General features: G+C 70.8%; 25 protein-coding genes. 18 read left to right on the top strand and 7 right to left on the bottom strand.

The window, feature by feature from the left end; genetic code table 11:
- Positions 1-2: 2 nt before the first annotated feature.
- From ACN20J_RS45170 to ACN20J_RS45220, 11 genes are all read left to right on the top strand, one after another.
- Complete coding sequence (locus ACN20J_RS45170) at positions 3-1217, top strand: acyl-CoA dehydrogenase family protein (RefSeq protein WP_419668288.1); 1215 nt, start codon at positions 3-5, stop codon at positions 1215-1217.
- Entirely contained in the window at positions 1214-1990 is a 777-nt protein-coding gene (locus ACN20J_RS45175) for an SDR family oxidoreductase (protein WP_419668289.1), read from the top strand. Before ACN20J_RS45170 ends, ACN20J_RS45175 begins: the two co-directional genes overlap by 4 nt.
- A complete protein-coding gene (locus ACN20J_RS45180; RefSeq protein ID WP_361886339.1) occupies positions 1987-2769 on the top strand; it encodes an SDR family NAD(P)-dependent oxidoreductase in 783 nt (260 codons plus the stop codon). The genes ACN20J_RS45175 and ACN20J_RS45180 overlap by 4 nt, the downstream gene beginning before the upstream one ends.
- Entirely contained in the window at positions 2766-3554 is a 789-nt protein-coding gene (locus ACN20J_RS45185) for an enoyl-CoA hydratase-related protein (protein ID WP_419668290.1), read from the top strand. The genes ACN20J_RS45180 and ACN20J_RS45185 overlap by 4 nt, the downstream gene beginning before the upstream one ends.
- Positions 3555-3687: 133 nt before the next feature.
- Positions 3688-4314 (top strand): TetR/AcrR family transcriptional regulator, encoded by a 627-nt coding sequence (locus tag ACN20J_RS45190; protein WP_361912471.1) that lies wholly within the window; start codon positions 3688-3690, stop codon positions 4312-4314.
- A gap of 148 nt (positions 4315-4462) precedes the next feature.
- Positions 4463-4813, top strand: coding sequence for a nuclear transport factor 2 family protein (locus ACN20J_RS45195; protein WP_361886344.1), 351 nt, complete (start codon positions 4463-4465; stop codon positions 4811-4813).
- Complete coding sequence (locus ACN20J_RS45200) at positions 4810-5244, top strand: nuclear transport factor 2 family protein (protein ID WP_419668291.1); 435 nt, start codon at positions 4810-4812, stop codon at positions 5242-5244. Before ACN20J_RS45195 ends, ACN20J_RS45200 begins: the two co-directional genes overlap by 4 nt.
- Positions 5245-5290: 46 nt before the next feature.
- Entirely contained in the window at positions 5291-5611 is a 321-nt protein-coding gene (locus ACN20J_RS45205) for an EthD family reductase (protein WP_189842668.1), read from the top strand.
- Between the two features lie 80 nt (positions 5612-5691).
- Entirely contained in the window at positions 5692-7272 is a 1581-nt protein-coding gene (locus ACN20J_RS45210; protein ID WP_419668292.1) for a class I adenylate-forming enzyme family protein, read from the top strand.
- Positions 7269-8330, top strand: a complete 1062-nt coding sequence (locus ACN20J_RS45215) for an MBL fold metallo-hydrolase (RefSeq protein ID WP_419668293.1) — start codon at positions 7269-7271, stop codon at positions 8328-8330. The genes ACN20J_RS45210 and ACN20J_RS45215 overlap by 4 nt, the downstream gene beginning before the upstream one ends.
- A gap of 548 nt (positions 8331-8878) precedes the next feature.
- A complete protein-coding gene (locus tag ACN20J_RS45220; protein ID WP_189842664.1) occupies positions 8879-9346 on the top strand; it encodes a hypothetical protein in 468 nt (155 codons plus the stop codon).
- 96 nt (positions 9347-9442) lie between these two features.
- Here ACN20J_RS45220 and ACN20J_RS45225 read toward each other — a convergent pair whose 3' ends face one another.
- Both ACN20J_RS45225 and ACN20J_RS45230 read right to left on the bottom strand, forming a co-directional pair.
- Positions 9443-10192 carry an SDR family NAD(P)-dependent oxidoreductase gene (locus ACN20J_RS45225; protein ID WP_419668294.1) on the bottom strand — a complete coding sequence of 250 codons (750 nt, stop codon included), beginning with the start codon at positions 10190-10192 and terminating at the stop codon, positions 9443-9445.
- Positions 10193-10208: 16 nt separating this feature from the next.
- A complete protein-coding gene (locus tag ACN20J_RS45230; protein ID WP_190230038.1) occupies positions 10209-11012 on the bottom strand; it encodes an SDR family NAD(P)-dependent oxidoreductase in 804 nt (267 codons plus the stop codon).
- Between the two features lie 272 nt (positions 11013-11284).
- On the opposite strand from ACN20J_RS45230, the gene ACN20J_RS45235 reads away from it, so the two are divergent.
- From ACN20J_RS45235 to ACN20J_RS45245, 3 genes are read left to right on the top strand one after another with little or no spacing between them, the layout of a single operon-like run.
- The gene (locus tag ACN20J_RS45235) at positions 11285-12631 is read left to right on the top strand and encodes a flavin-containing monooxygenase (RefSeq protein ID WP_419668295.1); all 1347 of its coding nucleotides are present in this window, start codon (positions 11285-11287) and stop codon (positions 12629-12631) included.
- Positions 12628-13506: an SDR family NAD(P)-dependent oxidoreductase gene (locus ACN20J_RS45240; protein ID WP_213089909.1), complete on the top strand. Its 879-nt coding sequence runs from the start codon at positions 12628-12630 to the stop codon at positions 13504-13506. The genes ACN20J_RS45235 and ACN20J_RS45240 overlap by 4 nt, the downstream gene beginning before the upstream one ends.
- Entirely contained in the window at positions 13482-14924 is a 1443-nt protein-coding gene (locus ACN20J_RS45245; protein ID WP_419668296.1) for an aldehyde dehydrogenase family protein, read from the top strand. Before ACN20J_RS45240 ends, ACN20J_RS45245 begins: the two co-directional genes overlap by 25 nt.
- Positions 14925-14985: 61 nt before the next feature.
- Here the strand turns inward: ACN20J_RS45245 and ACN20J_RS45250 are convergent, their stop codons facing one another.
- Positions 14986-16083 (bottom strand): AraC family transcriptional regulator, encoded by a 1098-nt coding sequence (locus tag ACN20J_RS45250; RefSeq protein WP_419668297.1) that lies wholly within the window; start codon positions 16081-16083, stop codon positions 14986-14988.
- A gap of 150 nt (positions 16084-16233) precedes the next feature.
- Positions 16234-17085 (bottom strand): NAD(P)-dependent oxidoreductase, encoded by an 852-nt coding sequence (locus ACN20J_RS45255; RefSeq protein ID WP_419668298.1) that lies wholly within the window; start codon positions 17083-17085, stop codon positions 16234-16236.
- 176 nt (positions 17086-17261) lie between these two features.
- Here ACN20J_RS45255 and ACN20J_RS45260 point away from each other — a divergent pair, with 176 nt between their 5' ends.
- Entirely contained in the window at positions 17262-17654 is a 393-nt protein-coding gene (locus ACN20J_RS45260; RefSeq protein ID WP_189842657.1) for a winged helix-turn-helix transcriptional regulator, read from the top strand.
- Positions 17655-17718: 64 nt separating this feature from the next.
- Here the strand turns inward: ACN20J_RS45260 and ACN20J_RS45265 are convergent, their stop codons facing one another.
- Positions 17719-19380: an acyl-CoA dehydrogenase family protein gene (locus tag ACN20J_RS45265; RefSeq protein WP_419668299.1), complete on the bottom strand. Its 1662-nt coding sequence runs from the start codon at positions 19378-19380 to the stop codon at positions 17719-17721.
- 148 nt (positions 19381-19528) lie between these two features.
- On the opposite strand from ACN20J_RS45265, the gene ACN20J_RS45270 reads away from it, so the two are divergent.
- The gene (locus ACN20J_RS45270; protein WP_419668300.1) at positions 19529-20305 is read left to right on the top strand and encodes a PaaX family transcriptional regulator C-terminal domain-containing protein; all 777 of its coding nucleotides are present in this window, start codon (positions 19529-19531) and stop codon (positions 20303-20305) included.
- Between the two features lie 52 nt (positions 20306-20357).
- Here the strand turns inward: ACN20J_RS45270 and ACN20J_RS45275 are convergent, their stop codons facing one another.
- The gene (locus tag ACN20J_RS45275) at positions 20358-21206 is read right to left on the bottom strand and encodes an anti-sigma factor antagonist (RefSeq protein WP_419668301.1); all 849 of its coding nucleotides are present in this window, start codon (positions 21204-21206) and stop codon (positions 20358-20360) included.
- Between the two features lie 133 nt (positions 21207-21339).
- Between ACN20J_RS45275 and ACN20J_RS45280 the strand changes: the two genes are divergently transcribed.
- Positions 21340-21711, top strand: coding sequence for a helix-turn-helix transcriptional regulator (locus ACN20J_RS45280; RefSeq protein ID WP_189842654.1), 372 nt, complete (start codon positions 21340-21342; stop codon positions 21709-21711).
- A gap of 120 nt (positions 21712-21831) precedes the next feature.
- Entirely contained in the window at positions 21832-23499 is a 1668-nt protein-coding gene (locus tag ACN20J_RS45285; RefSeq protein ID WP_419668302.1) for an MFS transporter, read from the top strand.
- A 27-nt stretch (positions 23500-23526) separates the two neighbouring features.
- Here ACN20J_RS45285 and ACN20J_RS45290 read toward each other — a convergent pair whose 3' ends face one another.
- A complete protein-coding gene (locus ACN20J_RS45290) occupies positions 23527-26325 on the bottom strand; it encodes a SpoIIE family protein phosphatase (RefSeq protein ID WP_419668303.1) in 2799 nt (932 codons plus the stop codon).
- Positions 26326-26433 lie beyond the last annotated feature (108 nt).

A 26433-nucleotide genomic window follows, 5' to 3' on the forward strand; every position in this document is an offset into this window, starting at 1 on the left:
CCATGGATTTCGGACTCTCCCCGAGGACCGACGAACTCCGCGCGCGCATGACCGCGTTCATGGACGAGTACGTCTTCCCCGCCGAGCCCGTGTACGACCGGCAACTGGCCCAGGCGGGCAACCCGCACGAACTTCCGCCGGTCATGCGCGAGTTGAAGGAGAAGGCGCGCGCCGAGGGGCTGTGGAACCTCTTCCTCGCACACGGCGACTGGGGTGCCGGTCTGACGAATCTCGAATACGCGCCGCTCGCCGAGCTGGCCGGGCGGTCGGTCATCGGCCCCGAGGTGTTCAACTGCTCGGCCCCGGACACCGGCAACATGGAACTGCTCGCCCTGTTCGGCACGCCGGAGCAACAGGACCGCTGGCTGCGGCCGTTGCTCGCGGCCGAGATCCGGTCGTGCTTCGCGATGACCGAGCCGGAGGTCGCCAGCTCCGACGCACGCAACATCCGCACCCGGATCACCCGCGACAGCGACGAGTACGTCGTCAACGGCCACAAGTGGTACACCTCCGGCATCCTCGATCCGGACTGTCGGCTGATCATCCTCATGGGCGTGACCGACCCGGACGCGCCCACGTACCGGCAGCAGAGCATGCTGCTGATCCCGCGCGACACCCCCGGCATCACCGTCCTGCGCGATCTGCCGATGTTCGGCTACACCGACCGCTGCGGCCACGGCGATGTCCTCTTCGAGGATGTACGGGTGCCCGTGTCGGGGCTGTTGGGCGGTGAGGGGGAGGGATTCGCCCTGGCCCAGGGCAGGTTGGGGCCGGGCCGCATGCACTACGCCATGCGCGCCGTCGGATTCGCCGAGCGGGCACTGGAGTTGATGTGCCGCAGGACCCTGACCCGTACGGCCTTCGGCGGTGCTATCGCCGAGCAGGGTGTCGTCCGCGAATGGATCGCGCGCAGCCGGATCGAGATCGAGCAACTGCGGCTGCTGGTCCTCAAGTCCGCCTGGCTCATGGACACCTCGGGCAACGCGGCCGCCCGTACCGAGGTCGCCGCCATCAAGGTGGCCGCACTGGAGGTCGCCCACCGGGTGGTCGACCGGGCGGTCCAGGCGCACGGGGCCGCGGGGGTCAGCGACGACACCGTACTGGCGCGGCTGTTCGCGATCACCCGGGCGCTGAAGATCGCGGACGGGCCGGACGAGGTGCATCTGCGGACCGTGGCACGCCGTGAACTGACGAAGTACCGCGAGGAGTCGGCATGAGCGGACACGCACTGCACGGCCGTGTCGCCGTGATCACCGGCGGTTCCCGGGGCATCGGCCTGGGCATCGCCAAGGCGTACCGGGAGGCGGGAGCCCATGTGGTGATCGCCGCCCGCAAACCGGACGGACTCGCCGTCGCACGGGAGGAGTTGCTCCGCGTCAAGGGCGACGGCGAGGTGTACGAGGTGATCGCCAACGCCGGGGAGCCGGACGACGCCGCGCGCTGTGCCGAGGAGACCATGGCACGGTTCGGCCGCCTCGACATCCTCGTCAACAACGCGGCCACCAACCCGTACATGGGCGATCTGCTCGACCTCGACCTGCCGCGCGCGGAGAAGACCGTACGGGTCAACCAGTACGGCATGATCGCCTGGACCCGGTGCGCCTGGCGGGCGTGGATGGCGGAGCACGGGGGAGCGGTCGTCAACATCGCCTCCGTCGGCGGGCTGATCGTCGATCCGCACATCGGCTGGTACAACGCCACGAAGGCGGCGATGCTCCACATGACGCGGCAGCTCGCGTACGAACTCGGCCCGCGGGCGCGGGTGAACGCGATCGCGCCCGGCCTGATCAAGACCGAGCTGGCGCGGGCCGTCTGGGAGCCGAGGGAGCCGATCCTCACCGCGAAGCTGCCGCTGCGCAGGCTGGGCACGGTGGAGGACGTGGCGAACGCCGCGGTGTTCCTCGCCTCCGACGCGTCGGCGTGGATGACCGGCCAGACGCTCGTCCTGGACGGCGGGGCGACCGTGCTGCCGATCGGGGTGGACGCATGACGACGGCCTCCCCGAAGAACCGTGACGCGGACCTGTTCTCGCTGCACGGCCGGACGGCCGTCGTCACCGGGGCCTCCTCGGGGCTCGGGGCCCGGTTCGCGACCGTCCTGGCCGCCGCCGGCGCCACGGTGTTCGCCGCGGCCCGCAGACCGGATCGGCTGAAGGAACTCGCCGACGAGGATCCGCGCATCCACCCCGTCGTCTGCGACGTCTCCCAAGAGGCGGACCGGGTGCGACTGGCCGAGACCGTGCTGGCGACCGGCGGACGCTTCGACATCCTCGTGAACAACGCGGGGGCGCCCGGAGCGGTTCGGGCGCAGGACGAGAGCGCCGACGACTTCGCGGACGTACTCGCCGTGAACCTCGTGGCCGCCTTCCACCTCGCCCGGCTGCTGGCGGAGGCGCCGGCCTCCGGCCGTACACGATCCATCGTGAACGTCTCGTCCGTCCTCGGGCTGGTCTCCGGTGCCCCGATGGGCGGCGCCGCCTACGCCGCCTCGAAGGCCGGACTCGTCGGGCTGACCCGTGAACTGGCCGGTCAGTGGGGGCAGTCGGGGATCCGCGTCAACGCCCTGGCCCCCGGCTGGTTCCGCACCGAGATGACTCACGAGTTGTTCGCGGACGAGCGGTCCCGGCGGTGGGTCGAGCGCGGCACGATGCTCGGCCGGGGCGGTGAACAGGGCGAACTGGACGGGGCGTTGCTCTATCTGGCCTCGGACGCGTCCTCGTACTGCACCGGGCAGGTGCTCACCGTGGACGGCGGGTGGACGGCGCGATGAGGGTGACGGTCGAGGTCGACGGTGACGGGGTGGCGCGCGTCGAGATGTGCCGAGGGAACGGCAACGCGATCGACCTGGCGATGGCCCGGGCGCTGCTGGACGCCGCGCGGGAGTGCGAGCGGGCGGGAGCACGGGCGGTGCTGCTCACCGGGCAGGGTCGGCACTTCTGTGTCGGAGGCGACCTGAAGGAGTTCGCGGCCCTTTCCGGTGATCGGCTGGTCGCGCACCTCACCGAGGTCACCGACGCGCTGCACGGAGCGCTGCGGATCCTCGCCGGTCTGGACGCGCCGCTGGTGACGGCCGTGCAGGGGAGCGCGGCGGGCGCCGGGCTGGGGCTCGCCGCGGCGGCCGACCTGTGCTTCGCGGCCTCGGACGCGGGCTTCACGGCCGCGTACACCGGCATCGGGTACTCGCCGGACGCCGGGGTCAGCTGGTCGCTGCCCAGGCTCGTCGGACCGAGGCGGGCCATGGACCTGCTGCTGACCAACCGCCGGATCCCGGCCGCCGAGGCCCTGGACATGGGCCTGGTGAGCAGGATCGTCGCGCCGGAGCGGCTGTACGAGGAGGCCGCCGAGGCCGCGAGCGCGCTGGCGCGCGGGGCCACGGGGGCGTACGGGGCGACCCGGCGGCTGGTCGCCGGGGCACTGTCGGCGGAGTTCGGTGAACACCTCGACGCGGAGGCCCGCCAACTGGCCGCCGCCGCGGTCTCCGACGAGGGGCGGGAGGGCGTGGCCGCGTTCCTCGCCAAGCGCCGGCCCGACTTCACGCACGCCCCGGTCCCATGAGCACCGGGGTCGTGCAGGTCACGCCTCTTTCATTCGCAACCGGCCTTCCATTCGTAACCGACTTGAACTTGGGTCTACTCTCGGACACCCGAGCGGTGATCGGTGCCGGTCGTGGCGAGAAGAGGGAGAGACGATGGTGAGCGCGCGGATCGTGGATCCGGACGAAGGGCCCAGGTCCAAGCGGGCCGCGATTCTCGTGGCGGCCGTGGAGCGGTTCGGTGAGGACGGCTACGAGAACACGAAGTGGTCCGAGGTCGCGGACCGGGTGGGCATCGGGCAGACCGCCCTGTACCACTACTTCGAGTCCAAGGCCCACTGCCTGCTGACCATCATGCGCCTGGAGCTGCAGCGCTCCCACGACATGTTCGTCGAGGCCACGGCCGGGAAGTCGGAGCCGGTCGAGGAGCTGCGCGCGGGGGTCCGTACCGCCTTCGCGGTCACTGAGCAGGAGATCCGCCAGATGCGCATCCTCCAGGCCAACATGTCCCTGCTCGCCACCCCGCGGAAGTCCAAGCGCGAGGAGACCGAGCGCGTCGCGGCCCGCCAGCTGGTGCAGATGGTCGAGCGGGACTGGACGAACCTGCTCATGCGCGGCATGGCCAAGGGCGCCTTCCCGGTCCGGGACGCGCACACCCTCGGGCTCGCCGTCCTCGGGATGATCGTGAGCGTCTGGCGCTGGTACCGCCCGAGCGGAGCCATCCCGCTCCCGGAGATCAGCGACATGATCGAAGGATGCGTGGTGCGCATGGTCGCCGAGTAGCAGTCCCGGCCGCCGGTCACGTCCCGCCTCTTGCCGGGGGCGGGGCACCCGTCTTACATTCAAACTGAAGTGAACTCAGGTTGTTTTAGGAACGCTTGCGGAAACGCTGACAGGAACGCTGACAGGAACGCTGAGGAGAATGATCAGCATGGTGCTTCGCGCATACATGGCCGCCATGGACGGCCAGGACCCGGACAAGGCCCTGGAACTCCTGGAGCCCGACTTCCGCTTCCTCATCGCGCTTCCCGGCGGGCAGCGGGCCGGGGAGTCCCGCGAGGACTTCGCGGGCTACATCGCCGGGCGCGCCGCGGTGGACCGTACCCACGAGATCATGCGGTACGCGGTCGACGGCGATGTCGAGACGGTGTACGGCTTCGTGGTCGAGAAGGGCGTGACCACCGGTGCCTTCCTCTCCGCCGCGCAGGTCTCGCCCGCCGGGCTGATGGCGCGCTACCAGTCCTTCTTCACCACCGACTTCGACCTGGTGGACCGGCCATGACCACACAGTCCCGTGCATCCCAGTCGGCTGCTTCTCGGTCCGCTGCTTCCGGGCCCGCCGCCCCGCAGCCCGGCGCCTCTTTCCTGACGGCCTGGTTCGCGATCCTGGACAGCGAGGACGCAGACCGGATCCTCGACCTGATCAGCGACGACTTCTCGTTCGCCATCCTCTTCTCCACCGGCGGTGACGGCGCGACCGACTTCCACGGCGGCCGGGCCGAGATGGAGGGCTACCTTGCCCAGCGTGAGGTGGGCGTCCGCACCCACCACCTGCTCTCCGCGAGCACCGTCGGCCGGGACGAGCTGTTCCTGGGCGAGGTGCGGCGCCACGGTGAGCTGGAGGCGACCTTCGTGGCCTCCGCGCGCCTGACCGACGCGGGCCGGGTGCGGCGGCTGCTCATCGGGCGCTCGCCTTCCGTGCTGTTCACCTGAGGAGTCCCGACAAGCCCCGGAAGCCCGAGAACTGTGAGGAGAGACGATGTACAACCTCGTGCTGCTGGCCGCCCGGCCGTCCGACTGGACCCATGAGCGGTTCATCGACTGGTGGCGCGGCGACCACGCCGAACTGACGCGCACCCTGCCCGGACTCAGGTCCTGGCGGCACACCGAGATCGACACGGCACTCGAACCGCGCTCCGAGGGCTGGGACGGCGTCTCCGTCCTGGGCTTCGACACCGCGGATGACCTGCGCAAGGCCCTCGACAGCCCCGAATGGGCGGCGGCCGTCGCACAGGTCGGCGACATGAAGGGCCGCCGGATCGCGGTCATGGGCGGCGAGAAGGACATGCTCGCGGGCTGAGCGGGCTGAGCGGGCTGAGCGGCCGGGCCGGCCGGCGGGACGAACATCACCACCTTTCGCGCGACGAGGCGAGGAAGCGGATGCGACAGACAGTACGAGCTTTCCAGGAGCGGGCCGAGGAGGCCGACTTCACGGCCGTCGTCGACGACGCCGGACCGCACAGCGCGCGCGAACTCCTGGCGCGCGCGGCCGACCTGGCCGACACCATGACACCTGACGGAACACCGGGCGGCACGGTCCTCCTCCAGGCAGACAACACCTGGCGCACCGTCGTGGCGACCCTCGCCGTGGGGATGACCGGCGGTGTTCTGGCCCTGGTCAACCGGCACACGACCCGGGCGGAGTTCGCCGCCGCGCTGGAGGACATCCGCCCCGACGTCGTGATCGCCGAGCCGGACGCGCTCCAGGAGTGGCACGGCCGGGAGGGTCTGCCGGGCGCGTGGCAGACCGAGGCCCTGGACGGCTGGACGGTCCTCGCCGGCCGCGGCCCGCGCGACGTCTCCCGCTGGTCCGGCGGCGCCCTCATCGGCCTCACGTCCGGGTCGACCGGGCGGCCCAAGGGCGTCGTCCAGTCCGAGAGCGCACTGCGGTACGCCTGTTCGAGCACCGCCGACATCAACGGGCTGCGCGACGGTGACGCGGTGGCCGCCGTCGTCCCCCTCTCCTCCACCGCCGCGTACTGCTTCGGCGTCTGCATGGCGCTCATGCTCGGCGGACCGCTCGTCCTGAGCGGACGATGGGACCGCGAGGAGGCACTCGCGCGGATGGCGGCCCACGACGTCCGGTGGACCATGTGCGTGCCGACCATGGCCCTCCAGATGGGCTCGGCGGCGGCCGGATCGCGCGTCCTCGAAGGGGTCCGCTCGATCACCGTCGGCGGCGGCCCCATGGACCGCGGAGCGCTCGCCCGCGCCGAACGCTCCCTCGGTACGAGGATCCTGCGGGTGTTCGGCATGTCCGAGTGCCTGGGACACACCTCGCCGCGCCCCGAGGACCCCGAGGAGCTCCGCTTGGACCGCGACGGCCGGCCCTTCCCCGGCACCGAGCTGCGAGCCGTAGCCCCCGACGGAACAGTTCTGGGTCCCGGCCGGACGGGCCGGGCCGAGGTCCGCGGCCCTTCCCTCTTCCTCGGCTACGCGCGCGACGGCAAGGTCGAGCCGCCCGCACTCACTCCGGACGGCTTCTTCCCCACCGGGGACCTGCTCATGACCGGCGACGACGGCACGGTCACCATCATGGGCCGCGAGAAGGACGTCATCATCCGCGGCGGCCGCAACCTCGACATCACCGAGATCGAGCGCGCCGTCGCCGGGCATCCGTCGGTGGCCCGCGTCTGCGTGGCGCCCGTACCGGATCCGCTGCTCGGCGAACGCGCCGCTGTCCTCGTCGTGCCCGAGGACGGCGGCGACGCACTCGGTCTCGACGAGATCATCGCGCACCTCGCAGGCACCGGCCTGTCCAAGGCCAAGTGGCCCGAATTCGCCTTCACCGTGGGCGAGTTGCCGCAGACGACCGTCGGCAAGCTCGACCGCTCGGGAGCCCGCGAACTCGCACGCCAACTGCACGCACGGCTCTCAGCAGAGCCGGAACCGACGCCGACGCAGCAACGGACGTCGAAGCCGGAGTCGGACCAGGGACAGCCTCGTCAAGGAGATGCATGACCACCCCCACGACCCGCGTCACCCGCTTCGACCGCGGCAGGTGGGCGGAAGCAGGAGCCGAGACCGTACGTCCCGGCGTCCACCGCATCCCGCTGCCGCTGCCGGACGACGGACTGAGGGCCGTCAACGTCTACGCCCTCGAAGGGCTGACGGAAGGGGTGGTCCTGATCGACGGGGGATGGTCGATCCCCGAGTCCCGCAAGGCACTTGAGGACGCGCTGGGCGGGCTCGGCCACGACCTCGGTGCGATCAGCCACGTCCTGGTCACCCACATCCACCGCGACCACTACACCCAGGCCGTCGAACTGCGCAGACTGCTCGGTTCCCGGGTCTACCTGGGCTCCGGCGAGCGCCGCGGTCTGGAACTGCTCGGGGAACTGCGTACGGACCAGCCGGTCGGCTCGCTTCGGACGCTGCGCCGGGCCGGTGCCCACGAACTCGCCGAGCGCATCGCCGCGATGGACCACGGCGGCTTCGACCCGAGCGTGTGGGAGGCCCCGGACCGCTGGCTAGAGAGCGAGGAACTCCGGTTCGGGGAAGTCGAGTTGACGGTCGTGCCCACCCCCGGCCACACCCGCGGACATGTCGTCTACCTCGACCGGGACCGGGGCCTGTTGTTCTCCGGGGACCACGTGCTGCCGCACATCACCCCTTCCATCGGCTTCGAACTCGGCGGCGGCACACTGCCGTTGGGCGACTACCTCGCCTCGCTGCGACTGATGACCGCACTTTCCGACGCCCGACTGCTGCCCGCGCACGGACCGGTCGGCGACAGCGTCCACGCACGCGTCGGTGAACTGCTGGCCCACCACGACGACCGGCTCACCGAGACGCTCACGGTTCTCGGCGACCGTACGCTCAACGCCCATGCCGTGGCGGGGGAGTTGGGCTGGACCCGGCGCAAGGTGGCATTCGCCGACCTCACCCCGTTCAACCAGATGCTCGCGGTCAGCGAGACCGCGGCACACCTGGACGTCCTGGTGGCCGACGGCCGTGCGCGCCGCACGCAGGAGGACGGCGTCGACCTGTACGCCGCCGTCGTCCCCGCCACTGCCTAGCGAGCCCCTCGCCGCACCGGCACCCTGAGACATCACAGGATGTGCCCGTCCCCGTTGGATGCCAAGGTCGATGACCATGACCATCGAACGGAGGAACCGATGCTGACGTCACGGCAACTCAGGTCGCGAAAAGGCTCGGCGGCCGTCGCGGGGGCGGCCACCGTCCTGCTCGCCGGGGCCGGGCTGCTCGCGGCCACGCCCGCCCAGGCCGCGCCGCGTCCGTGCCCCGGCGCAGGCCCGGGCGACCCGGCCCGTTGCGCCCAGGTGACCGGCATCGACCCGGGCTCGGCCCTGGTGATGCGTACCGCACCGAACTACGGCGCGACGCCGGTGGCCCGTTGGGGCAACGGGCAGTGGCTGGAGGTCAAACTGCTGGACCACCGGCGACCCGGACGCGGACGGCCACGGCTATCGCTACTGGATGAAGGTCTCCACGGGGAGCTCCAGCGGCTACGTCAACGACTGGTATCTCGACACCGGCGGCCCCAGCACCTGGAAGCCGCTGATCCGCCAGTGCTGACCGCGCCGACCCCACGGAAGGACCCCTCATGAAGCAGTCGAACCAGCCGCACTCGTCCAACCAGCCGCAGTCGTCGGACCTGCGGACGCGGCCCAGGCGCCGTCTGCGTGCGCTCGCCGCCACCGGTGCCGTTCTGACCGCCGCCGCCTCGGCCGTGGTCGGCGGAGCCGGCCCGGCGGGCGCCGCCATCCACCAGTGCAGCATCTCGGGCGACCGGACCAACTGCGCGTACGTCACCGGCATCGACGCGGGCTCCCACCTGGCCGTACGCACCGGCCCGAGCTACGGCGCCGCGAAGTCGCCCGTCTTCGGGCAGTACCACAACGGGGACCAGCTGGGCCTCATCTGCTGGACCACCGGCGACCCGGACGCGGACGGCAACGGCTACCGCTACTGGATGCGGGTCGACAACGGAATCGGCGACGGTTACGTCAACGACTGGTATCTGGACACGGGTGGCCCGGGCACCTGGAAGTCCCAGATCCCGCAGTGCTGAGCCGGACCGTGCGACCTGCCGTGCCCACTGCGGCGGGGCGGGTCGCACGGCCCGTACCCCGTATGACGGGGCCGTCCGGTCGGGTCCCGGTCCCACTCATCGGGCCGTCCAGCCGCCGTCGACGTACAGCTCCGAGCCAGTCATGAAGCTCGCGTCGTCGGAGGCGAGGAACGCCACGGTCGCCGCGACCTCCTCGGGTGTGCCGAGGCGGCCGAGCGGGGTGCCGTCGAGCATGGCGGCCAACCGGGGCGTGTCGCGCCACAGTTCACGTGAGCGCGGCGTCTCGATGAAGCCCGGATGGAGGGAGTTGACCCGTACGCCGCGCTTCGCCCAGTGCAGCGCGGCGTTCTTCGTCATCAGACGTACGGCACCTTTGGCCGCGTGATACGAGAACTGGGCGCCGAAGCCGCCGACCGTGCCGAAGATCGACGCGACGTTGACGATCGAGCCGCCGCCGGAGCGCTCGATGGCCGCGCCGCCGTGCTTCATGCCGAGCCAGACCCCGGTCTGGGTCACGCCGATGACCCGGTCCCAGGTCTCCTGGGTCTCCGTCTCCACGGTGCCCATCGCGGCGATGCCGGCGTTGTTGACCAGCACGGACAGGCGGCCCAGCTCGGCGGTCGCGCGAGCGACGACCGATTCCCAGGCCGACTCGTCGGTGACGTCCAGGGCCAGGCCCATGGCACCGCCCCCGACCTCCTCGGCGAGTTTCGCGCAGCGGTCCACGTCGACATCGGTCACCACCACCGCCGCGCCCTCGGCCGCGAGCCGCCGTACGACCGCGTCGCCGATTCCTCCGGTCGCGCCGGTCACCAGCGCCACCTTCCCGGCCAGTCTCGCTTCCATCGTGTCTCCCACGTGCTCAGCCCTTGACGCCGCGCCAGGCCAGCGCGCCGCCGTCGATCACATACGAGGAGCCCGTGATGAACGCCGCGTCGTCGGACGCCAGGAAGCAGGCGAGCCGGGCCACCTCCTCCGGCCGTCCGAGCCGGTCCACCAACTGCGGTGCGGTCAGCTCCCGTTCCATCGCGTCACGGTCCTCGGCCGCCGTGAAGAAGTCCTGCGCGAGCGGTGTGTCGATGACGCCGGGGCAGAAGCAGTTGCAGCGCACGGGGGCGAGATCGACGGCGGTGACCTTGGTCAGATGGATGACGCCCGCCTTCGTGACGCCGTAGGCGGGGGCGTTCGGGAAACCGGTGAGACCGGAGACGGACGCGGTGTTCACGATGGCCGGGCCACGCCGGGAAGCACGCAGGAACGGCGCCGCGTACTTGGTGGTGAGCCACACGGCCTTGAGGTTGACCTCGTAGACCGCGTCCCACACCTCCTCGGAGAGTGTGTCGACGCTCCGGCCGGGGTCGGCCGTGAACGTGGTCTCGATCACCCCGGCGTTGTTGACCAGCACGTCCAGTCCGTCGAACCGCTCCGCCGAACGCGTCACCATCGCCTCGATGTCGCTGCGCACCCGCAGATCGCAGACGATCGACTCCGCCTTCGCCCCCGCCGCGCGCACCAGCTCGGCCGTCTCAGCGGCGGGTTCCTCGTTCCGGTCGGCGACGGCGACCGCCGAGGCCCCCTGGAGGGCGAGCTCCACGGCGATCGCCCGCCCGATGCCCTGGCCCGCCCCGGTGACGAGGGCGGTCTTGCCGTCGAGAGAACCCAGCATTCCGTTCACTCCCGTCCGCGAGCCGTTGGATCCAGATAGCTGAACCCACTTCAGTTCGATTTCGAGTCTAGGTCCGGGAATCGAGGTCGACAAGGCTCGGGACAGGCCTTCGGCCGGGCCCGGTGCCGCCCGGTGGAGGGCCCGGGCCCAGGGAGGCAGACGTATGGCCGCCGAGGTCCCCTCCCTGGCCGCGCGGACCAGTTCGCGCCGAGCGCCCGGTGCATAGGTTTCCGGCAACACCGGCGAAGTGCGAGGAGAAAGGAGGCGGGCTCGTGGAGAAGACCCAGTACGACACCTGTGTCATCGGGGCGGGACCTGCCGGGCTGGCGGTCGCGAGGGCCCTGGCCGAGAGGAACCTGCCGTACACGCATCTGGAGCGGCACACCGGGCCCGGCGGCATCTGGGACATCGACAATCCCGGCAGTCCGATGTACGAGTCGGCCCACTTCATCTCCAGCAGGACGCTCTCGGGATTCGGCGGCTGGCCGATGCCCGACCACTTCGCGGACTATCCCCCGCACCGCCAGATCCTGTCGTACCTGCGGTCGTTCGCCGACGCCTACGGGCTGACGGACCGGATCGAGTTCGGCGTCGGGGTCGAGGGCGTCGAGAAGAACGCGGACGGGACCTGGACCGTCACCCGGGCCGACGGACGGCAGAGCGTGCACGGCGAGGTCGTGGTGTGTACGGGCGCACAGTGGCACCCCAACCTCCCCGAGCTGCCGGGGGACTTCACCGGCGAGGTCCGCCACACCGTCGGCTTTCGCAGCGCGGAGGAACTGCGCGGGAAGCGGGTGCTGGTCGTGGGCGCGGGCAACTCCGGCTGCGACATCGCCTGCGACGCGGCGCGCAGCGCGGACCACGCGGTGATCAGCATGCGGCGCGGCTACTGGTTCATCCCCAAGCATCTGTTCGGGCGACCGGTGGACACCATCGCGGCCGGCGGGCCGAAGCTGCCGATGTGGCTGGAGCAGCGGGTCTTCGGCGCCCTCCTGCGGATCGTCAACGGCGACCCGAGGCGCCTGGGCCTGCAGAAGCCGGACCACAGGCTGTTCGAGACGCACCCCGCGGTCAACTCGATGCTGATCCACCACCTCCAGCACGGGGACATCACCGCCAAACCGGGGATAGCCCGCGCCGAGGGCAGCACCGTCCACTTCACCGACGGCACGAGCGGCGACTTCGACCTCGTCCTCATGGCCACCGGCTATGTGCACAAGGTGCCGGTCGCGCAGAAGTACTTCGGCGACGAACAGCACCCCGATCTGTATCTGTCGTCGTTCTCCCGCGAGCACCGGGGGCTGTTCGGCGTCGGCTTCATCGAGACCAACTCCGGTGCGTACCAACTCTTCGACACCCAGGCGCAGTTGATCGCCGGGTACATCCACGACACGCGACACGGGCTGCCGAACGCGGAGCGTTTCGCGCAGATGATCCGCAACGACCGACCGGACCTGACCGGGGGCCTGAAGTTCGTCGCCTCGCCCCGTCACACCGGCTACGTCGACAGCGCGACCATCGTGAAGCACCTCGGCAGGATCGCGGCCCGGATGGGCTGGCGCACCGAGGGGCAGCCACCGCCGGTGAAGTCCCCGCGGCGTGCGGAGGTGGTGTCGTGAGCGGCTTCGACTTCACCGACAAGGTCATGCTGGTGACCGGCGGCGCGGGCGGTATCGGCAGCGCGATGTGCCGTCGATTCGCCTCCGGCGGTGCCCGCTGCGTGGTCGTCGACATCGACGCGGCCCGCGCCGAGAAGACCGCCGACGAACTGCACGGCACCGGGCACCTGGGCATCGGCTGCGACGTCCTGGACCGCGTCCAGGTGGAGCGTCTCTTCGACCTGGTCGCCGACACGTACGGCCGGCTCGACGTGCTGGTCAACAACGTGGGCATGACCAGCGCCGAACGCTTCGACGTCCGCAGTGTCGAGAGCATCGAGCGGGAGATCACCCTCAACCTGACCTCCCCGCTGATCGCGACCAGGATCGCGATACCCCTGCTCCAGGCCTCCCGGGACGCCCGGGTGGTCACCACCGTCTCCCTCGGCGGGATCTTCCCGCTGGGCGAGACGCCCATCTACACGGCCTCGAAGTTCGGACTGCGGGGCGCGATGCTCTCCATCGGGCTCGACCTGCGGAGCAAGGGCATCCTCGCCGGGTCGGTGCTCCCGTCCGCCACCGACACCCGCATGCTGCGCCAGGAGGCCGTGGACGGCGGCAACTCCATGCAGTTCCAGGACCCGCCGCAGCAGCCCGCCGACGTCGTGGCGGCCGTTGTCAGCCTGCTGGACAGGCCCCGCCTGGAGGCCTACGCCCGGCCAGGTGAGTCGTGGCTCGTCCGGTTCGCGATGCTCGCGCCGAACCTGCTGCCCAAGGTCCTCCCGCTCTTCCGCAGGAGAGGCGATCGCGGCATGGCCCGCTATCTGGAGGACCTGCGCCGCCGGGGGCTGGCGTGCAGGGTCGACGACCGATGGGAACTGGTGGAAGAGGCATGACCACAGTGGAGAGCCGGTCCGTACTGCGCGTACTCAACCCCACGACGGGGGAACTGAACACCACGATCCCCGCCACGACGGCCGAGGATGTCGCCAAGGCCGCCGAGCAGGCCCAACAGGTCTTCGACTCGGGAGTCTGGTCGCGGTTGCCGGTCCGCGAGCGGAGCGCGGTGCTGCTGCGGCTGGCCGGTCTCATGGAACGCGACGGCGAGCTGCTGGCCCGGCTGGACAGCGAGGACGCGGGCAAGCCGATCTCCGAGTGCCGGGAGGGTGACGTACCCGGCGCGATCGAGTCGATCCGCTGGTTCGCCGAAGCGGCCGACAAGGTCTTCGGCCGGGTGGCCCCCACCGGGTCCGACAGCCTGGGCCTGACGATCCGGGAGCCCATCGGTGTGGTCGCGGCGATCCTGCCGTGGAACTACCCGCTGGCCATGACCGCGTGGAAGGTCGGGCCCGCGCTGGCCGCCGGAAACTGCCTGCTGGTCAAGCCCGCCGAGGCGACACCGCGTTCGGCGCTCCACCTGGCCGCTCTCGCCGCCGAGGCGGGCGTCCCGGACGGTGTCCTCACGGTCCTGCCCGGATACGGCCCGGTCGCCGGGGCCGCCTTGGCCCGCAGCCCCCTCGTCGGCGCGCTGTCGTTCACCGGGTCCACCGACACCGGGCGGCGGATCCTCAAGGACGCGGCCGAGACCAACTTCAAGCGCGTCTCAATGGAGATGGGCGGCAAGAGCCCCCAGGTGCTGATGGCCGACGCCCTCGCCTACGGGGACGAGCTCATCGACGGCATGATCGAGGCCGCGTTCCTGACGATGGGCCAGAACTGCACGGCGGGCTCCCGCATCCTGGTCCATCGGAGCATCGCCGACGATGTCCTGGCCCGGTTCACGGTCGCCGCGAGGGACCTGGTCATCGGCGACCCGGCCGACCCACGAACGCACATCGGCCCGCTCATCAATCGTGCCGCCTTCGACCGGGTCGCGGGAGCCGTGGAGGCCGCGCGGTCCGCCGGAGCCCACATCCACACCGCGGGTCTGCCCGACGGTCTGCCGTCGCGCGGCGCCTACTACCCGCCGACCGTCGTCACCCACGCGCCCGAAGGCAGCGACGTCCTCACCAAGGAGCTGTTCGGGCCGGTCGTGACGCTGCAGACCTTCACCTCGGAGACCGAGGCGATCGCCCTGGCCAACGCCACCGCGTACGGGCTCGCGGCCTCCGTGTGGACCCGCGACCTCGACGCCGCCCTCCGCCTGGCACGCGGCATCCAGGCCGGGGTCGTCTCCGTCAACTCCTACAGCGAAGGCGACATCACGACCCCCTTCGGCGGCTGGAAGGAGTCCGGCTTCGGCGGCGCGGAGAAGTCGACGAACGCCTTCGAGCAGTGGACCAGGGAGAAGACCGTCTGGATCCGCAGCCGCTGACCGACCGCCGGGTACGGGGCGTACGGGGGCATGCGGGGCCTACAGGGCGCCCCGTCCGGCGTCAGCCCCGGGCAGGCCCCTCGGCGCCCAGCATGTCCTCCCGAAGCCGCCGCGAAGAGGTGCCGTGCCAGCGGCGCACCGCTCGGCGCAGGGTCCGCTCGTCGGAGAAACCCGCCTGATGGGCGATGTCACGCAGGGTCAGTTCCGGGCGTCGCAGCAACTGTTCGACGCGCTCCCTGCGCACCCCGTCCACGAGAGCCTCGTACGTGGTGCCGCAGTCGGCCAGCCGGCGCCGGAGCGTGCGCTCGCTGGCCGCGTGCCGACGTGCCTGCTCGGCGAACGACGGCACCACCGGGAGGCTCTGCGCGATGGAGATCTCCATGACCTCCAGCAGCTCCTGGTGGTGCCTACGCGAGGCCATCTGCTCGTCGAGCGTCTCCAACGCCGACGCGAACGTCACCGGATCCCGGCCCGGCATCGGCGCCCGGGCCCACACGGGGTCGATGACGACACGGCTGACCGGGACCCCGAAACGGACCGGACAGCCGAAGAAGGCACCGTACGGGTCGCCGTGGGCCGGTGCGGGGAACGCGAACTCCGCCACGCGCGGGCCGAATTCGGGGCCGACGGTCAATCGGGCCAGCGTGACCGCGGAGGTCAGCGCCTCCTCGATCAGGAAGACGGCGACACCCGGATCCATGGCGGGATCGGGCAGGTCGGCACGGATGGCGAAGCCGTCGTCCTCCTCGCCGGCCGACCACACCACCATCGCCCCGGACAGATTCTGGTACGTCACCCCGGTCTCGGCGGCCTGCCGCAGGTTCTCCGCGGCCATGAGCGCGAAACCGAGCAGCCCCCAGGCGGTCAGGTGTTGAGCGGCGCCCACCTTCATGCCCAGGTGTTCGTCACCGGTGAGTTCCAGGGCCCGCCGGATCACCGCGCTGCCCTGACGGTAGGAGACCCTGAGGGCCGCCGAACGCATCAGGGTCTCGCTCAGACCGACCTGCTCCAGATGCGGGCGCAGGTCGACACCGCGCTCGAAGGCGACCGAGGTGAGATAGCGCAGGATGTTCGGCTGGATCGTGGCCGATGTGCTGCGGCTGGTTCCCGCGGGGGCGGGGGCTCGGGCTGGGGTCGCCGGTACGTCGGCAGCGGGCATAGCGGTCACCTCCTGCCTGGGCGGCCCACCTCTTGCCTGGGCAGACCCACTTCTTGTCCGGGCGCACCACTGTAGGCGGGCGGGACCCCAGCGGCAGGAGGTCTGGCCGGTGAAGTCCCCTGTCCGGCCTCTGGCGCCCGCCTACCCCGTTCAGGCCGGTTGCCTGATGCTCTCGATGATCCGGGCGAAGCCCTCGTCCCCGTGGCCGGCGTCGATCTGGCGCTGGATGAGCCGCTGGACCATGTCGACCACCTCGGTGCCGATGCCCTGGTCCGCACTGGCGGCCACGAGGTCACCGAGGTCGGAGAACACGAGGCTCTGCTGCCCGGCCACCGTGTAGTCCCCGCCGTCGATGACCTCGGCGAACCCCTGGAAGCCGCCGGTCATGGCCGTCAGCCAGGGCGCGGCCAGCGCGGCGAACTCGCCCGCCGTCACACCGGCCGGAGCGACCATGGCGGCGCCGTGCAGGAATCCGGCGAACATGACGTACATGCCTGCGAGCAGGGCGAGGTCGTACAGGGACGCCAGCCCGGCGTCCTCACCGAAGTAGGTACTGGTACCCCACAGTTCGAGCAGCGACTTGTACTCGTCGAAGACATCGGCCGATCCGCTGTAGAGGATCGAGGCCCCGGGTCGGCCGATCATGTCCGGCACGGCCATGATTCCGCCGTCGAGATACGCGACCCCTGCTCGGGCGGCCCACTCCGCGAACTCCCGTGACTGCGCCGGGGACGTCGTGGTCACGTTGACCAGGGTTCGCCCGGCCAGTTCGTCGGAGAGCGGATCGAGGACCTCATGGACCGACGCGTGGTCCAACAGACACACGACCACGAGTCGGCCGGCCAGGACCGCATCACGGGCCGTGGGGGCTACCTCCGCGCCCTGCGCGACGAGTTCGTCCGCCTTCCCCGGAGAGCGGTTCCAGCAGGTGGTCGTGTATCCGGCCTTCACCAGGGCGCCCGCGAGAGCGGTCCCCATCGCACCCAGCCCTAGAACACTCACCCGGACACTGTTGTCGGTCGTCATTTCCGGCGTTTCCCCTCGTGTTTGCGGTTCGGTTCGATCCTCTCCCGGGCCGGTAGGGTTGACCAGTACGGACTAATTAGTCGGGTACTCACCTGTTAGTAAGTACCCCTTGGGGTTCAAGTACCTCTTGGGGTTTGGGTCTTGGGGGACGGATGGCGACCTCGGCACGACGTGGTCCCTATTTCTGCGGCATCGACGCGGCCATGGACGTGGTGGCCGGCAAGTGGAAGTCGCTGATCCTGTGGGAGCTGGACCACTACGGGGTCCGCCGGTTCGCCGAGCTGCGCCGCGGACTGCCGGGCGTCAGCGAGAAGATGCTGATCCAGCATCTGCGGGAGATGGAGGAGGACGGGCTCGTCCATCGTGAGGTGTACCGAGAGGTGCCGCCGAAGGTCGAGTACTCCCTGACGGAGCACGGCGTCTCGCTCAACGCCGCCCTGGCCTCCCTCGGGGCGTGGGGCACCGAACGCATCCGGCGGATCGGTGCCGAGAAGGTCTCCGCCGAGAGGGTCTCCGCCGATGTCGCGGAGACCGCTCAGAGCTAGGCACCTGGGCTTCCGAGCAGGGCGAACCGGCTCCCGGGCACGGCCAACCGGCTTCCCGGCAGTATCAACCGGCGTCCGGCAGGGCGCGGTTGAGGATCGCGTCCAGGTCGGCGGAGGCGGGGAGCGTACCGAAGGCGTGTCCCCAGTCGCCGCCGAGCCGGGTCGCGCAGAAGGCGTCGGCGACGGCGGCCGGGGCGTGACGGACCAGGAGCGAGCCCTGCAGGGCCAGTGCCATCAGCTCCACCAGCCGGCGGGCGCCCGTCTCGGCTCCCTGCACGTCGGACAGCTGGTCCTTCAGCCGGAGCACGGCCGCGTCGAGCCGGGCGTCGGCCCCGTGCGCCAGGGCGAGTTCGGTGAACAGGGCTTCTGAGGTGTCGGGAGAGCGGCCGAGGGCACGCAGCACATCGAGGGCGTTGACGTTGCCCGACCCCTCCCAGATGGAGAGCAGGGGCGCCTCGCGGTAGTGGCGGGGCATGCCCGACTCCTCCACATAGCCGTTGCCGCCCAGGCACTCCAGGGCTTCGGCGGTGAAGGCCGGACCGCGCTTGGTCACCCAGTACTTGCCGACGGCGGTGGCGATCCGGCGGAACGCCGTCTCCTGCGCGTCGCCGCGGATCGACCGGTCGGCGGCTCCCGCGAGCCGCAGGGTGAGCGTCGTGGCGGCCTCGGACTCCAGCGCCAGATCGGCCAGTACGTTGCGCATGAGGGGCTGGTCGATCAGCAGTGCCCCGAAGGCGCCGCGGTGCTTCGTGTGGTGGCCCGCCTCGACGAGGGTCTTGCGCATGAGCGTCGCGCTCATCATCACGCAGTCCAGACGCGTGCAGTTGACCATCTCGATGATCGTCTTCACGCCCTGCCCCTCGGGGCCGACCAGCCAGGCGACGGTATTGTCGAACTCCGGCTCCGAGGAGGCGTTGGAACGGTTGCCGAGCTTGTCCTTCAGCCGCTGGATCCGGAACGTGTTGCGGGTGCCGTCCGGCAGGATCCGCGGCACGAGGAAACAGGACAGCCCGCCGGGCGCCTGGGCGAGTACCAGGAACACATCGCACATCGGCGCCGACGTGAACCACTTGTGGCCGCGCAGCGTGAACACACCCGGCTCGGCCGTCGGCGCGGCCACCGTCGTGTTGGTACGGACGTCCGAGCCGCCCTGCCTCTCCGTCATCCCCATGCCCGCCAGCAGCCCGCGCTTCTCGCCCGGGACGCGCAGTCCCGGATCGTAGACCCGGCTGACCAGCAGGGGTTCGTAGACCGCGGCCAGCTCGGGCTGGCGCCGCAGAGCGGGTACGGCCGCGTACGTCATCGAGGTGGGGCAGCCGTGTCCGGCGTCGGTGTGGCCCCACACGAGTCCGCCGGCGGAACGGGCGACATGGGCGCCGGACCTGTCGTCCGCCCAGGGCGAGGCGCCCAGGCCCTCGGCCACCGCGACGCCCATCAGCCGGTGCCAGCTCGGATGGAAGTCGACCTCGTCGATCCGGTTGCCGAAGCGGTCGTGCGTACGCAGCTCCGGCTCGTGGCGGTTGGCCTGCTCGCCCCACAGCTGGGCCTCTTCACCGCCGGCCACACGCCCCAGACGCCGTACGTCCTCCTCGGCCCAGCCGGCGCCCTCGCGGCGCAGCCCCTCCAGCAGGGCCGCGTCCTCGGAGGCGTCGTACGGGGTGAGGGGCGGGGCCTGGTTGGTGACGTCGTGCGTGGCGGACTGCTCGGGCGCGAGTATCGGGACCATGCCGTCAGTGTTGCACTATTCCTGCGACCGCATCAAGGATGTAACACACGGCTTCTGGGGCGTGCTCGGCCCACGCGGGAGGCGCCCACGCATGCCTGGCGGGGCCGCGCCCGGGTCCCGCCTCGCCTGACCGGGCACAATGCGGTCCATGCGGATGAACGCCACCCAGTCGCCGGACGACGTCGAACTGCGCCCCCTGTCCGCGCGGTCGGTCGTCCTGAGCCTTCTGCTCGGCGTGCATCCGCCGGAGCTTCCGGTGCGGGACCTGGTCCGCAGCGTCGAACCCTTCGGCATCGCCGGTTCCACGCTGCGGGCCGCGCTCAGCCGGATGGTGACGGCGGGCGACCTGGACCGCGCCGACGGGGTCTACCGGCTCAGTGAACGGCTCCTGGAGCGCCAGCGCCGCCAGGACGACGCGGTCCACCCGAGGACGAGGGCCTGGGACGGTTCGTGGGAGACCGTCGTCGTCACCGCGACCGGCCGAGGGCCCGCCGAACGGGCCGAACTGCGCGCCGAGTTGTCCCGCCTGCGACTGGCGGAGCTGCGCGAGGGCGTCTGGCTCCGCCCGGCCAACCTGCGACGACCCTGGCCGACCCACCTCACGGAGTTCACCCAACGCTTCACCGCACGCCCCGAACAGCCCGACCGGGCCCTGGCCGCGACCCTGTGGCCGCTCGACGACTGGGCCCACACTGCGGGCGCGCTACTGGCCAACGTGGCCCGACTGACCCAACCGGCCGACCGTTTCGCCACCTTCGCGGCCATGGTCCGCCACCTGGTCACCGACCCCGTCCTGCCCGACGACCTCCTCCCCACCCCCTGGCCGGCCCCGGCTCTGCGCGCCGCCTACACCGACTACCAACGAGAGGTGACGGAGGCGCTGCACCGGGAACCGACGTCCACGGAGCGTCTCGACGACGACTGAGGCGGTGGCGCGGTCGGGGTGGAGCAGGGTCCAAAGGTGCCACCATCGCCGTTCACGGCTCTGTTTCCGGGGCTCCCGCTTTCTCCTTGTCGGCGTCGACGTCGGTCGTGTCGGTGGGTGGGGGAGTGGTGAGTTCGGCGACCGCCGTCGCCAGGTGCTGTCGCAGTGATTCGGGGAGAGGTCCGCCCTGGACGGCGCCCACCATGTCCTGGGCCAGGTGGTGGAGCTTGGTGTTGGTGTTCTGGGAGACCGCCACCAGGACGTTCCAGGCGTTCTCGGGGCTCAGGCCGAAGGAGGCCATCAGGACTCCGCGGGCCAGGTCGATGACCGGCCGGGTCTGCATGGCGCGCTTGAGCTGGACGACTTCCGCCCGCAGGTCCCGCTCGGCTTCGTCGTGCAACGCGTCCTCCTCCGTGGGGCGCTGTTCCTTGTCGGGGTGCGCGTCCTGGCCGGGAAGGGCCACGGCCCTGGTGGCCTCGCCGGTGGACGCGTGCGTGGGTGCGTATGCGGGCGCGAACAGTGACGACGTCTCGGTGAGGGAGAGCAGTCGCTCGACCACCGGGTCGGCGGCCTGTATGACGACGGTCTTGTCGTCCTTGAGAGCACGCCGACGCAGGCGCAGTAGGACGTTGAGACCGGAGCAGTCGCAGAACTCGACTCTGCTCAGATCGAGATCCACGCCGGTGACCGACTCGGCGAGGGCTCGGCGCAGTACCTGCTTCAGCGTCTGTTCGCCGTCGAGGTCGATCTCACCGGCGATCACGACGGCTGTGCGCGGACCGGTTTGGTGTGCCTCGATCTTGAGGGACGTCGGCGGACGCCCCGTCGCCGCGATGACCGATGCCGCGCCGCCGGGCTCGTACCCGCTCTCGAACTGCGCGGAAAGTGCAGTGTCTCGCATGGCAGCCGCTCCTGAGGCATCCGGCCGTTTCTAACTCACCCAGGCTCAGCTCCCGAGCGTCACACGTCAAGCGATACATGAAAATTCTTTCGTCCTTTTGAATGCGTGAATGACAGGACCTATGCTGTGGCGCATGGGTGGAGTACCTGAGACACATTCCGGCTGGACCTTCCTCACCAACCACGCCCGCGTACTGGCTGCCATCGCCGATGACCAGAACACCCGTATCCGGGACATCGCCGCACGTTGCCGACTCACGGAGCGGGCCGTACAGAAGATCATCTCCGATCTGGAGCAGGGTGGTTATCTCACCCACACCAGGCAGGGGCGCACGAACGAGTACCACATCGAGCCGGGGACCGGCCTGCGCCATCCGGCCGATGCCGGGCTCTCGGTCGCGGGTCTGCTCTCCGTGCTGGCGCAGCACGACGCCGAGCGCGACACCAGATCGCAGCGGCTGCAGACGGCATCCGTCTCCGAACAGGGTTCCGCCGCCGACGAGTGACGAGTGGCGCCGCAGCCACTCGGACCAGGGCAAGATCGACTGGTGAGGCTCGGCGCTCCGGACTACCGTCGGTACAGCGAACGTCGACCTTCACGTCGTCGTACACGCAGGACAAATGCCATGACGGGCGCTCAGACGACACCCTCGGAATCTGCCAAGTCCCCGGAGCGGGGCCGAGGCAGGGGGATCGCACTTCTCGTCATCGCCTCCTGCCAGCTGATGGTGGTCCTCGACATCACCATCGTGAACATCGCCCTCCCGCACATCCAGAGCTCGCTCGGCTTCTCGACCGAGAACCTGTCCTGGGTGATCAACGCCTACACGCTGACCTTCGGCGGTCTGCTCCTGCTCGGCGGGCGGTTGGGCGACATCCTCGGCCGTCGCCGGGTCTTCATGTTCGGCGTGCTGCTCTTCGTGCTCGCCTCCCTGCTCGGCGGACTCTCGCAGGAATCCTGGCAGTTGCTCGCGGCCCGCTCGCTGCAGGGCGTCGGCGGCGCCATCGCGTCCCCGACGGCCCTCTCGCTGATCACCACGACGTTCGAGGAAGGGCCCGAGCGGAACAGGGCGTTCGGTGTGTTCGCCGCGGTCTCGGCCGGCGGCAGCGCGATCGGCCTGCTGGCCGGCGGACTCCTCGTGGAGTGGCTCGACTGGCGCTGGGTCCTCTTCGTCAACGTGCCCATCGGCCTGCTGATCGTGCTGGCGACGCCCCGCTACATCCGGGAGTCCGAGCGCCATCCGGGCCACTTCGACATCCTCGGCGCGCTCACGTCCACCGTCGGCATGGTGATGCTCGTCTACGGGTTCATCCGCGCCTCGGAGGACGGCTGGAGCGACAGCCTCACCCTCGCGGCCTTCGCGGCGGCCGTCGTGCTCCTCGCCGCGTTCATCGCCATCGAGCGCAGGTCGAAACAGCCCATCACGCCCCTGTGGATGTTCCGCGACCGCAACCGGGCGGGCGTCTACGCGATCATGCTGAGCCTGGCCGCCGCGATGTTCGGGATGTTCTTCTTCCTGACGCTCTTCGTGCAGAACATCCTGGGCTTCAGCCCGCTGGAGGCCGGTCTCGCCTTCCTGCCGGTGAGCGCGATCATCGCCATCGGTGCCGGATTCGCCTCACAACTGCTGCCCAAGTGGGGGCCCAAGCCCTTCATGACGGTGGGCGCGGTCCTGTCCGCCATCGGACTCGGCTGGCTCACTCTGACCGGGGTCGACAGCACGTACGCGGGCAGCATCCTCGGCCCCATGCTGGTCTTCGGCTTCGGCATGGGTCTCAACTTCGTGTCGCTGACGCTGATGGCGGTCTCGGGAGTGGAGTCGCAGGACGCGGGGGCGGCCTCCGGCATCCTCAACGCCACCCAGCAGGTGGGCGGTTCGCTCGGTCTGTCGGTGCTGGTGACCGTCTTCGGCACGGCCAGCCGCAACGAAGCCACCGATCAGGTAAACGACTTCATGGCGGAGGCGACCCCGGCCCAGCGCCTCGAGTTCCGCAGAACCGGCGAACTCCCGTCGCCCTGGAGCGACCAGGTGCTCACCTCGGGCATTTCAAGCGCGTTCATCGTCGCGGCGATCATCGCCGTCGTGGGCGCCCTGATCGCCCTGTTCGTCATTCAGGTACGCCCCGACGACCTGGAGCGTCTCCAGGGAAACAGTGGCATGACGCCCGTAGCGGCCGGGGACGTCCCGGAGGCCGGGAACGTACAGGAGAGCCCGGCCGACGCGAGCCGGCCGGCTTCGGACCCGTCCGAGTCCCGCCCGGGACCCGGCGAGGATCCCCCCTCGCACGGCTGAGTGCACGGACGAGCCCAAGGCGGGGCCTCAGGGCAGCGGCTGTTCGGTCCAGATGACCTTGCCCGCGGGGGTGTAGCGGGTGCCCCAGCGTTCGGCGAGCTGGGCGACGAGGAACAGTCCGCGTCCGCCCTCGTCCGTGCTGGCCGCGTACCGCAGGTGCGGTGAGGTGTTGCTGCCGTCGAAGACCTCGCAGATCAGGCTGCGGTCGCGCAGCATACGGACCTTGATGGGGCCCGTGCCGTACCGGATCGCGTTGGTGACCAGCTCGCTGAGCATCAGCTCCGTGGCGAACGCCAGGTCGTCCAGCCCCCACTCGGTCAGCTGACGGGTGACCGACGCGCGCACCTCGCCGACGGCGGCCGGGTCGGAAGGCACCTGCCACTCGGCGATGCGGTCGGCTCCGAGGGCACGGGTGCCGGCGACGATCAGGGCGATGTCGTCACCGGGCCGGTCGGGGAGGAGGGCGTTGAGGACGCCCTGGCAGGTGTCCTCCGGTGACCGGTCGGCGCCGGCCAGCGCGGTGCGCAGCAGCTCGAGGCCGACGTCGATGTCCCGCTCCCGGTCCTCGACGAGCCCGTCCGTGTAGAGGACCAGCCGGCTGCCCTCCGCCAGTTCGAGTTCGGCCGTCTCGAACGGGAGGCCGCCAAGACCGAGCGGCGGACCGGCGGGCACCTCGGGGAACTCCACGTTGCCGTCGGGGCTGACGACGGCGGGCGGTGGGTGGCCCGCTCGGGCGACGGTGCACTTCCGGGAGGTCGGGTCGTAGACGGCGTACAGACAGGTGGCGCCGGTGATCGCGGCACTGCTGTCCTCCGCCGCCTCGTCCTGGTCGATGCGGCCGACCAGCTCGTCGAGGAGTCCGAGCAGCTCGTCGGGCGGCAGGTCGAGCGCGGAGAAGTTGTGCACGGCGGTCCGCAGCCGCCCCATCGTCGCCGCGGCGTGCAGCCCGTGGCCGACGACATCGCCCACGACGAGCGCGACCCGGGCGCCGGACAGCGGCAGTACGTCGAACCAGTCACCGCCCACCCCCGCCTGCGCGGGCAGGTAACGGTAGGCGATGTCCAGGGCGCTCTGCTCGGGCAGATTGCGCGGCAGCAGGCTGCGCTGCAGCGTGACGGCCATGGTGTGCTCGCGCGTGTAGCGGCGCGCGTTGTCGATGGAGACCGCGGCACGGGCGACCAGCTCCTCGGCGAGGGCCAGCTCCTCCTCGTCGAACGGCTCGGGCTTCTCCGAGCGCCAGAAGTTGACCACGCCCATCACCAGGTGCCCCACCCGCACCGGAACGATGATCAGCGAGTGGATCCCGTACTCCACTACCTGCGCGGTGCGCTCCAGATCCTGCGCGAGCCACCCCGGAGCCTCCCGGAGGCTGGGCTCGACCACGGCCTGGCCGGTGCCGATGCTGCGGGCCTGGGGCGTGGATGCGACGAATCTGATCCGCTCGCCCACCGGATAGAGGGGAGCGTCCTTGCGGATACCGCTGAACGCCGTACGCCGCAGATCGGTGCCCGCCTCCGGCTCCTCGCCGCTCAGCACGGCGTCGGCCAGGTCCACGGTGACGTAGTCCGCGAACCGCGGCACCGCCACCTCGGCCAGTTCCTCGGCGGTACGGGTCACGTCCAGGCCCGTACCGATGCCCACCCCGGCGTCGTACAGGAGCTTGAGATGCTCCCGCGCCACCTCGGCCTTGCCGGACAGGGCGCGCAGCTCGGTCGAGTCGCGGAGTGTCGCGACGCTGCCTGCCGGGCCGCCCTTGAGGTCCGTGGGCCGCTGGTTGATCGCCAGCAGCCGGTCGCCGACCAGATGCACCTCGTCCGTCGCGACGCGCCCCGAGGCCAGCAGGGCGGCCGTGTCCGTGTCGAGGCCGAGTTCGAGCACATGCCGTCCCTCGGCGTCCCGGGGGAGGTCCAGCAGCCGGTGCGCCTCGTCGTTGGCGAGCAGCAGCCGCCCCTCGCCGCTGGCGATCATCACGCCTTCCCGGACCGCGTGCAGCACCGCGTCGTGGTGCTCGTACATCCGGGTCATCTCGAAGGGGCCCAGCCCGTGTGTCTGGTGCAGGAGCCGTCTGCTCACCAGTGCGGTCCCGCCGAGGGCCAGGGCGAGAGCCGCGGCGGCCGCGGTCAGCAGGAGCGGGAGCTGCCGGTCCGCGACACCGCCGACGTTCTCGGTCGTGATGCCCGCCGACACCAGGCCCACGACCTCGCCGTCGTCCGACTTGACGGGGACCACGGCCTGTACCAGCGGCCCGATGGTTCCCGTGATCTCCTCGGTGAAGGAGCGGCCCTCCAGCGCCGGTTCGAGGGTCCCGACGAACTTCTTGCCGATCCGGTCGGGCTTGGGATGGGTGTAGCGGACCCCGTCGGTGTTCATCACCACGATGAAGTCCACCTTGGACCGCTCACGGGCCGCCTCGGCCCGCGGCTGGAGCACCGCGGTGGGATCGGAGGAACTCAGGGCTTCGCGGGTGCCGGGAGCATTGGCGAACGTCTCGGCGACGGCCAGGGAGCGGTTCGTGGCCTCCTGGGTGCTGTCGTGCCGCACCTGCAGCACAAGGGCCACCACCGCGGCCACGACGAGCAGCAGAACGATCACCACTTGCAGGACGAACACCTGGCCCGCGACACTGCGCCCGCCCAGCCCGGACCGGAGCCCCGCCGAGGGCCCGTGCCCGCCGTCGTGGGCCCCCCGAGGATCGACTGGATGGCGCGGCGTGTGCCGTGCTCGCCGCGCATGCGCCCGGCGAGGGCGGTCACGCCTGCGCCGCGCACGCAGGCCGCCCAGGCGGGGGGTCGACCGAGCCCAGGATCGACCCAAGAGTCGGACCATAAGCCCATGTCTACACTGCCGGGCGCCATGAGGCGAGAGGGTCATGCCCCGGGAGGGGCGACGGCCCGGGGCGAGTGGCCCAGACCAATGGCGGAAGGAGGGCCTCAG

Origin of the sequence: Streptomyces sp. 2-1, from assembly GCF_048564895.1 — a bacterium.
Lineage (GTDB): Bacteria > Actinomycetota > Actinomycetes > Streptomycetales > Streptomycetaceae > Streptomyces > Streptomyces phaeochromogenes.

Bases quoted from the DNA above. Each gene is read 5' to 3' on its own strand.
- ACN20J_RS45250 (WP_419668297.1), bottom strand. From the start codon at position 16,083: ATGCCCGCTGCCGACGTACCGGCGACCCCAGCCCGAGCCCCCGCCCCC.
- ACN20J_RS45285 (WP_419668302.1), top strand. From the start codon at position 21,832: ATGACGGGCGCTCAGACGACACCCTCGGAATCTGCCAAGTCCCCGGAG.
- ACN20J_RS45290 (WP_419668303.1), bottom strand. From the start codon at position 26,325: ATGGTCCGACTCTTGGGTCGATCCTGGGCTCGGTCGACCCCCCGCCTG.
- ACN20J_RS45215 (WP_419668293.1), top strand. From the start codon at position 7,269: ATGACCACCCCCACGACCCGCGTCACCCGCTTCGACCGCGGCAGGTGG.
- ACN20J_RS45245 (WP_419668296.1), top strand. From the start codon at position 13,482: ATGGGAACTGGTGGAAGAGGCATGACCACAGTGGAGAGCCGGTCCGTA.
- ACN20J_RS45175 (WP_419668289.1), top strand. From the start codon at position 1,214: ATGAGCGGACACGCACTGCACGGCCGTGTCGCCGTGATCACCGGCGGT.
- ACN20J_RS45190 (WP_361912471.1), top strand. From the start codon at position 3,688: ATGGTGAGCGCGCGGATCGTGGATCCGGACGAAGGGCCCAGGTCCAAG.
- ACN20J_RS45200 (WP_419668291.1), top strand. From the start codon at position 4,810: ATGACCACACAGTCCCGTGCATCCCAGTCGGCTGCTTCTCGGTCCGCT.
- ACN20J_RS45275 (WP_419668301.1), bottom strand. From the start codon at position 21,206: ATGCGAGACACTGCACTTTCCGCGCAGTTCGAGAGCGGGTACGAGCCC.
- ACN20J_RS45170 (WP_419668288.1), top strand. From the start codon at position 3: ATGGATTTCGGACTCTCCCCGAGGACCGACGAACTCCGCGCGCGCATG.
- ACN20J_RS45210 (WP_419668292.1), top strand. From the start codon at position 5,692: ATGCGACAGACAGTACGAGCTTTCCAGGAGCGGGCCGAGGAGGCCGAC.
- ACN20J_RS45270 (WP_419668300.1), top strand. From the start codon at position 19,529: ATGCGGATGAACGCCACCCAGTCGCCGGACGACGTCGAACTGCGCCCC.
- ACN20J_RS45280 (WP_189842654.1), top strand. From the start codon at position 21,340: ATGGGTGGAGTACCTGAGACACATTCCGGCTGGACCTTCCTCACCAAC.
- ACN20J_RS45195 (WP_361886344.1), top strand. From the start codon at position 4,463: ATGGTGCTTCGCGCATACATGGCCGCCATGGACGGCCAGGACCCGGAC.
- ACN20J_RS45225 (WP_419668294.1), bottom strand. From the start codon at position 10,192: ATGGAAGCGAGACTGGCCGGGAAGGTGGCGCTGGTGACCGGCGCGACC.
- ACN20J_RS45230 (WP_190230038.1), bottom strand. From the start codon at position 11,012: ATGCTGGGTTCTCTCGACGGCAAGACCGCCCTCGTCACCGGGGCGGGC.
- ACN20J_RS45180 (WP_361886339.1), top strand. From the start codon at position 1,987: ATGACGACGGCCTCCCCGAAGAACCGTGACGCGGACCTGTTCTCGCTG.
- ACN20J_RS45205 (WP_189842668.1), top strand. From the start codon at position 5,291: ATGTACAACCTCGTGCTGCTGGCCGCCCGGCCGTCCGACTGGACCCAT.
- ACN20J_RS45220 (WP_189842664.1), top strand. From the start codon at position 8,879: ATGAAGCAGTCGAACCAGCCGCACTCGTCCAACCAGCCGCAGTCGTCG.
- ACN20J_RS45260 (WP_189842657.1), top strand. From the start codon at position 17,262: ATGGCGACCTCGGCACGACGTGGTCCCTATTTCTGCGGCATCGACGCG.
- ACN20J_RS45265 (WP_419668299.1), bottom strand. From the start codon at position 19,380: ATGGTCCCGATACTCGCGCCCGAGCAGTCCGCCACGCACGACGTCACC.
- ACN20J_RS45185 (WP_419668290.1), top strand. From the start codon at position 2,766: ATGAGGGTGACGGTCGAGGTCGACGGTGACGGGGTGGCGCGCGTCGAG.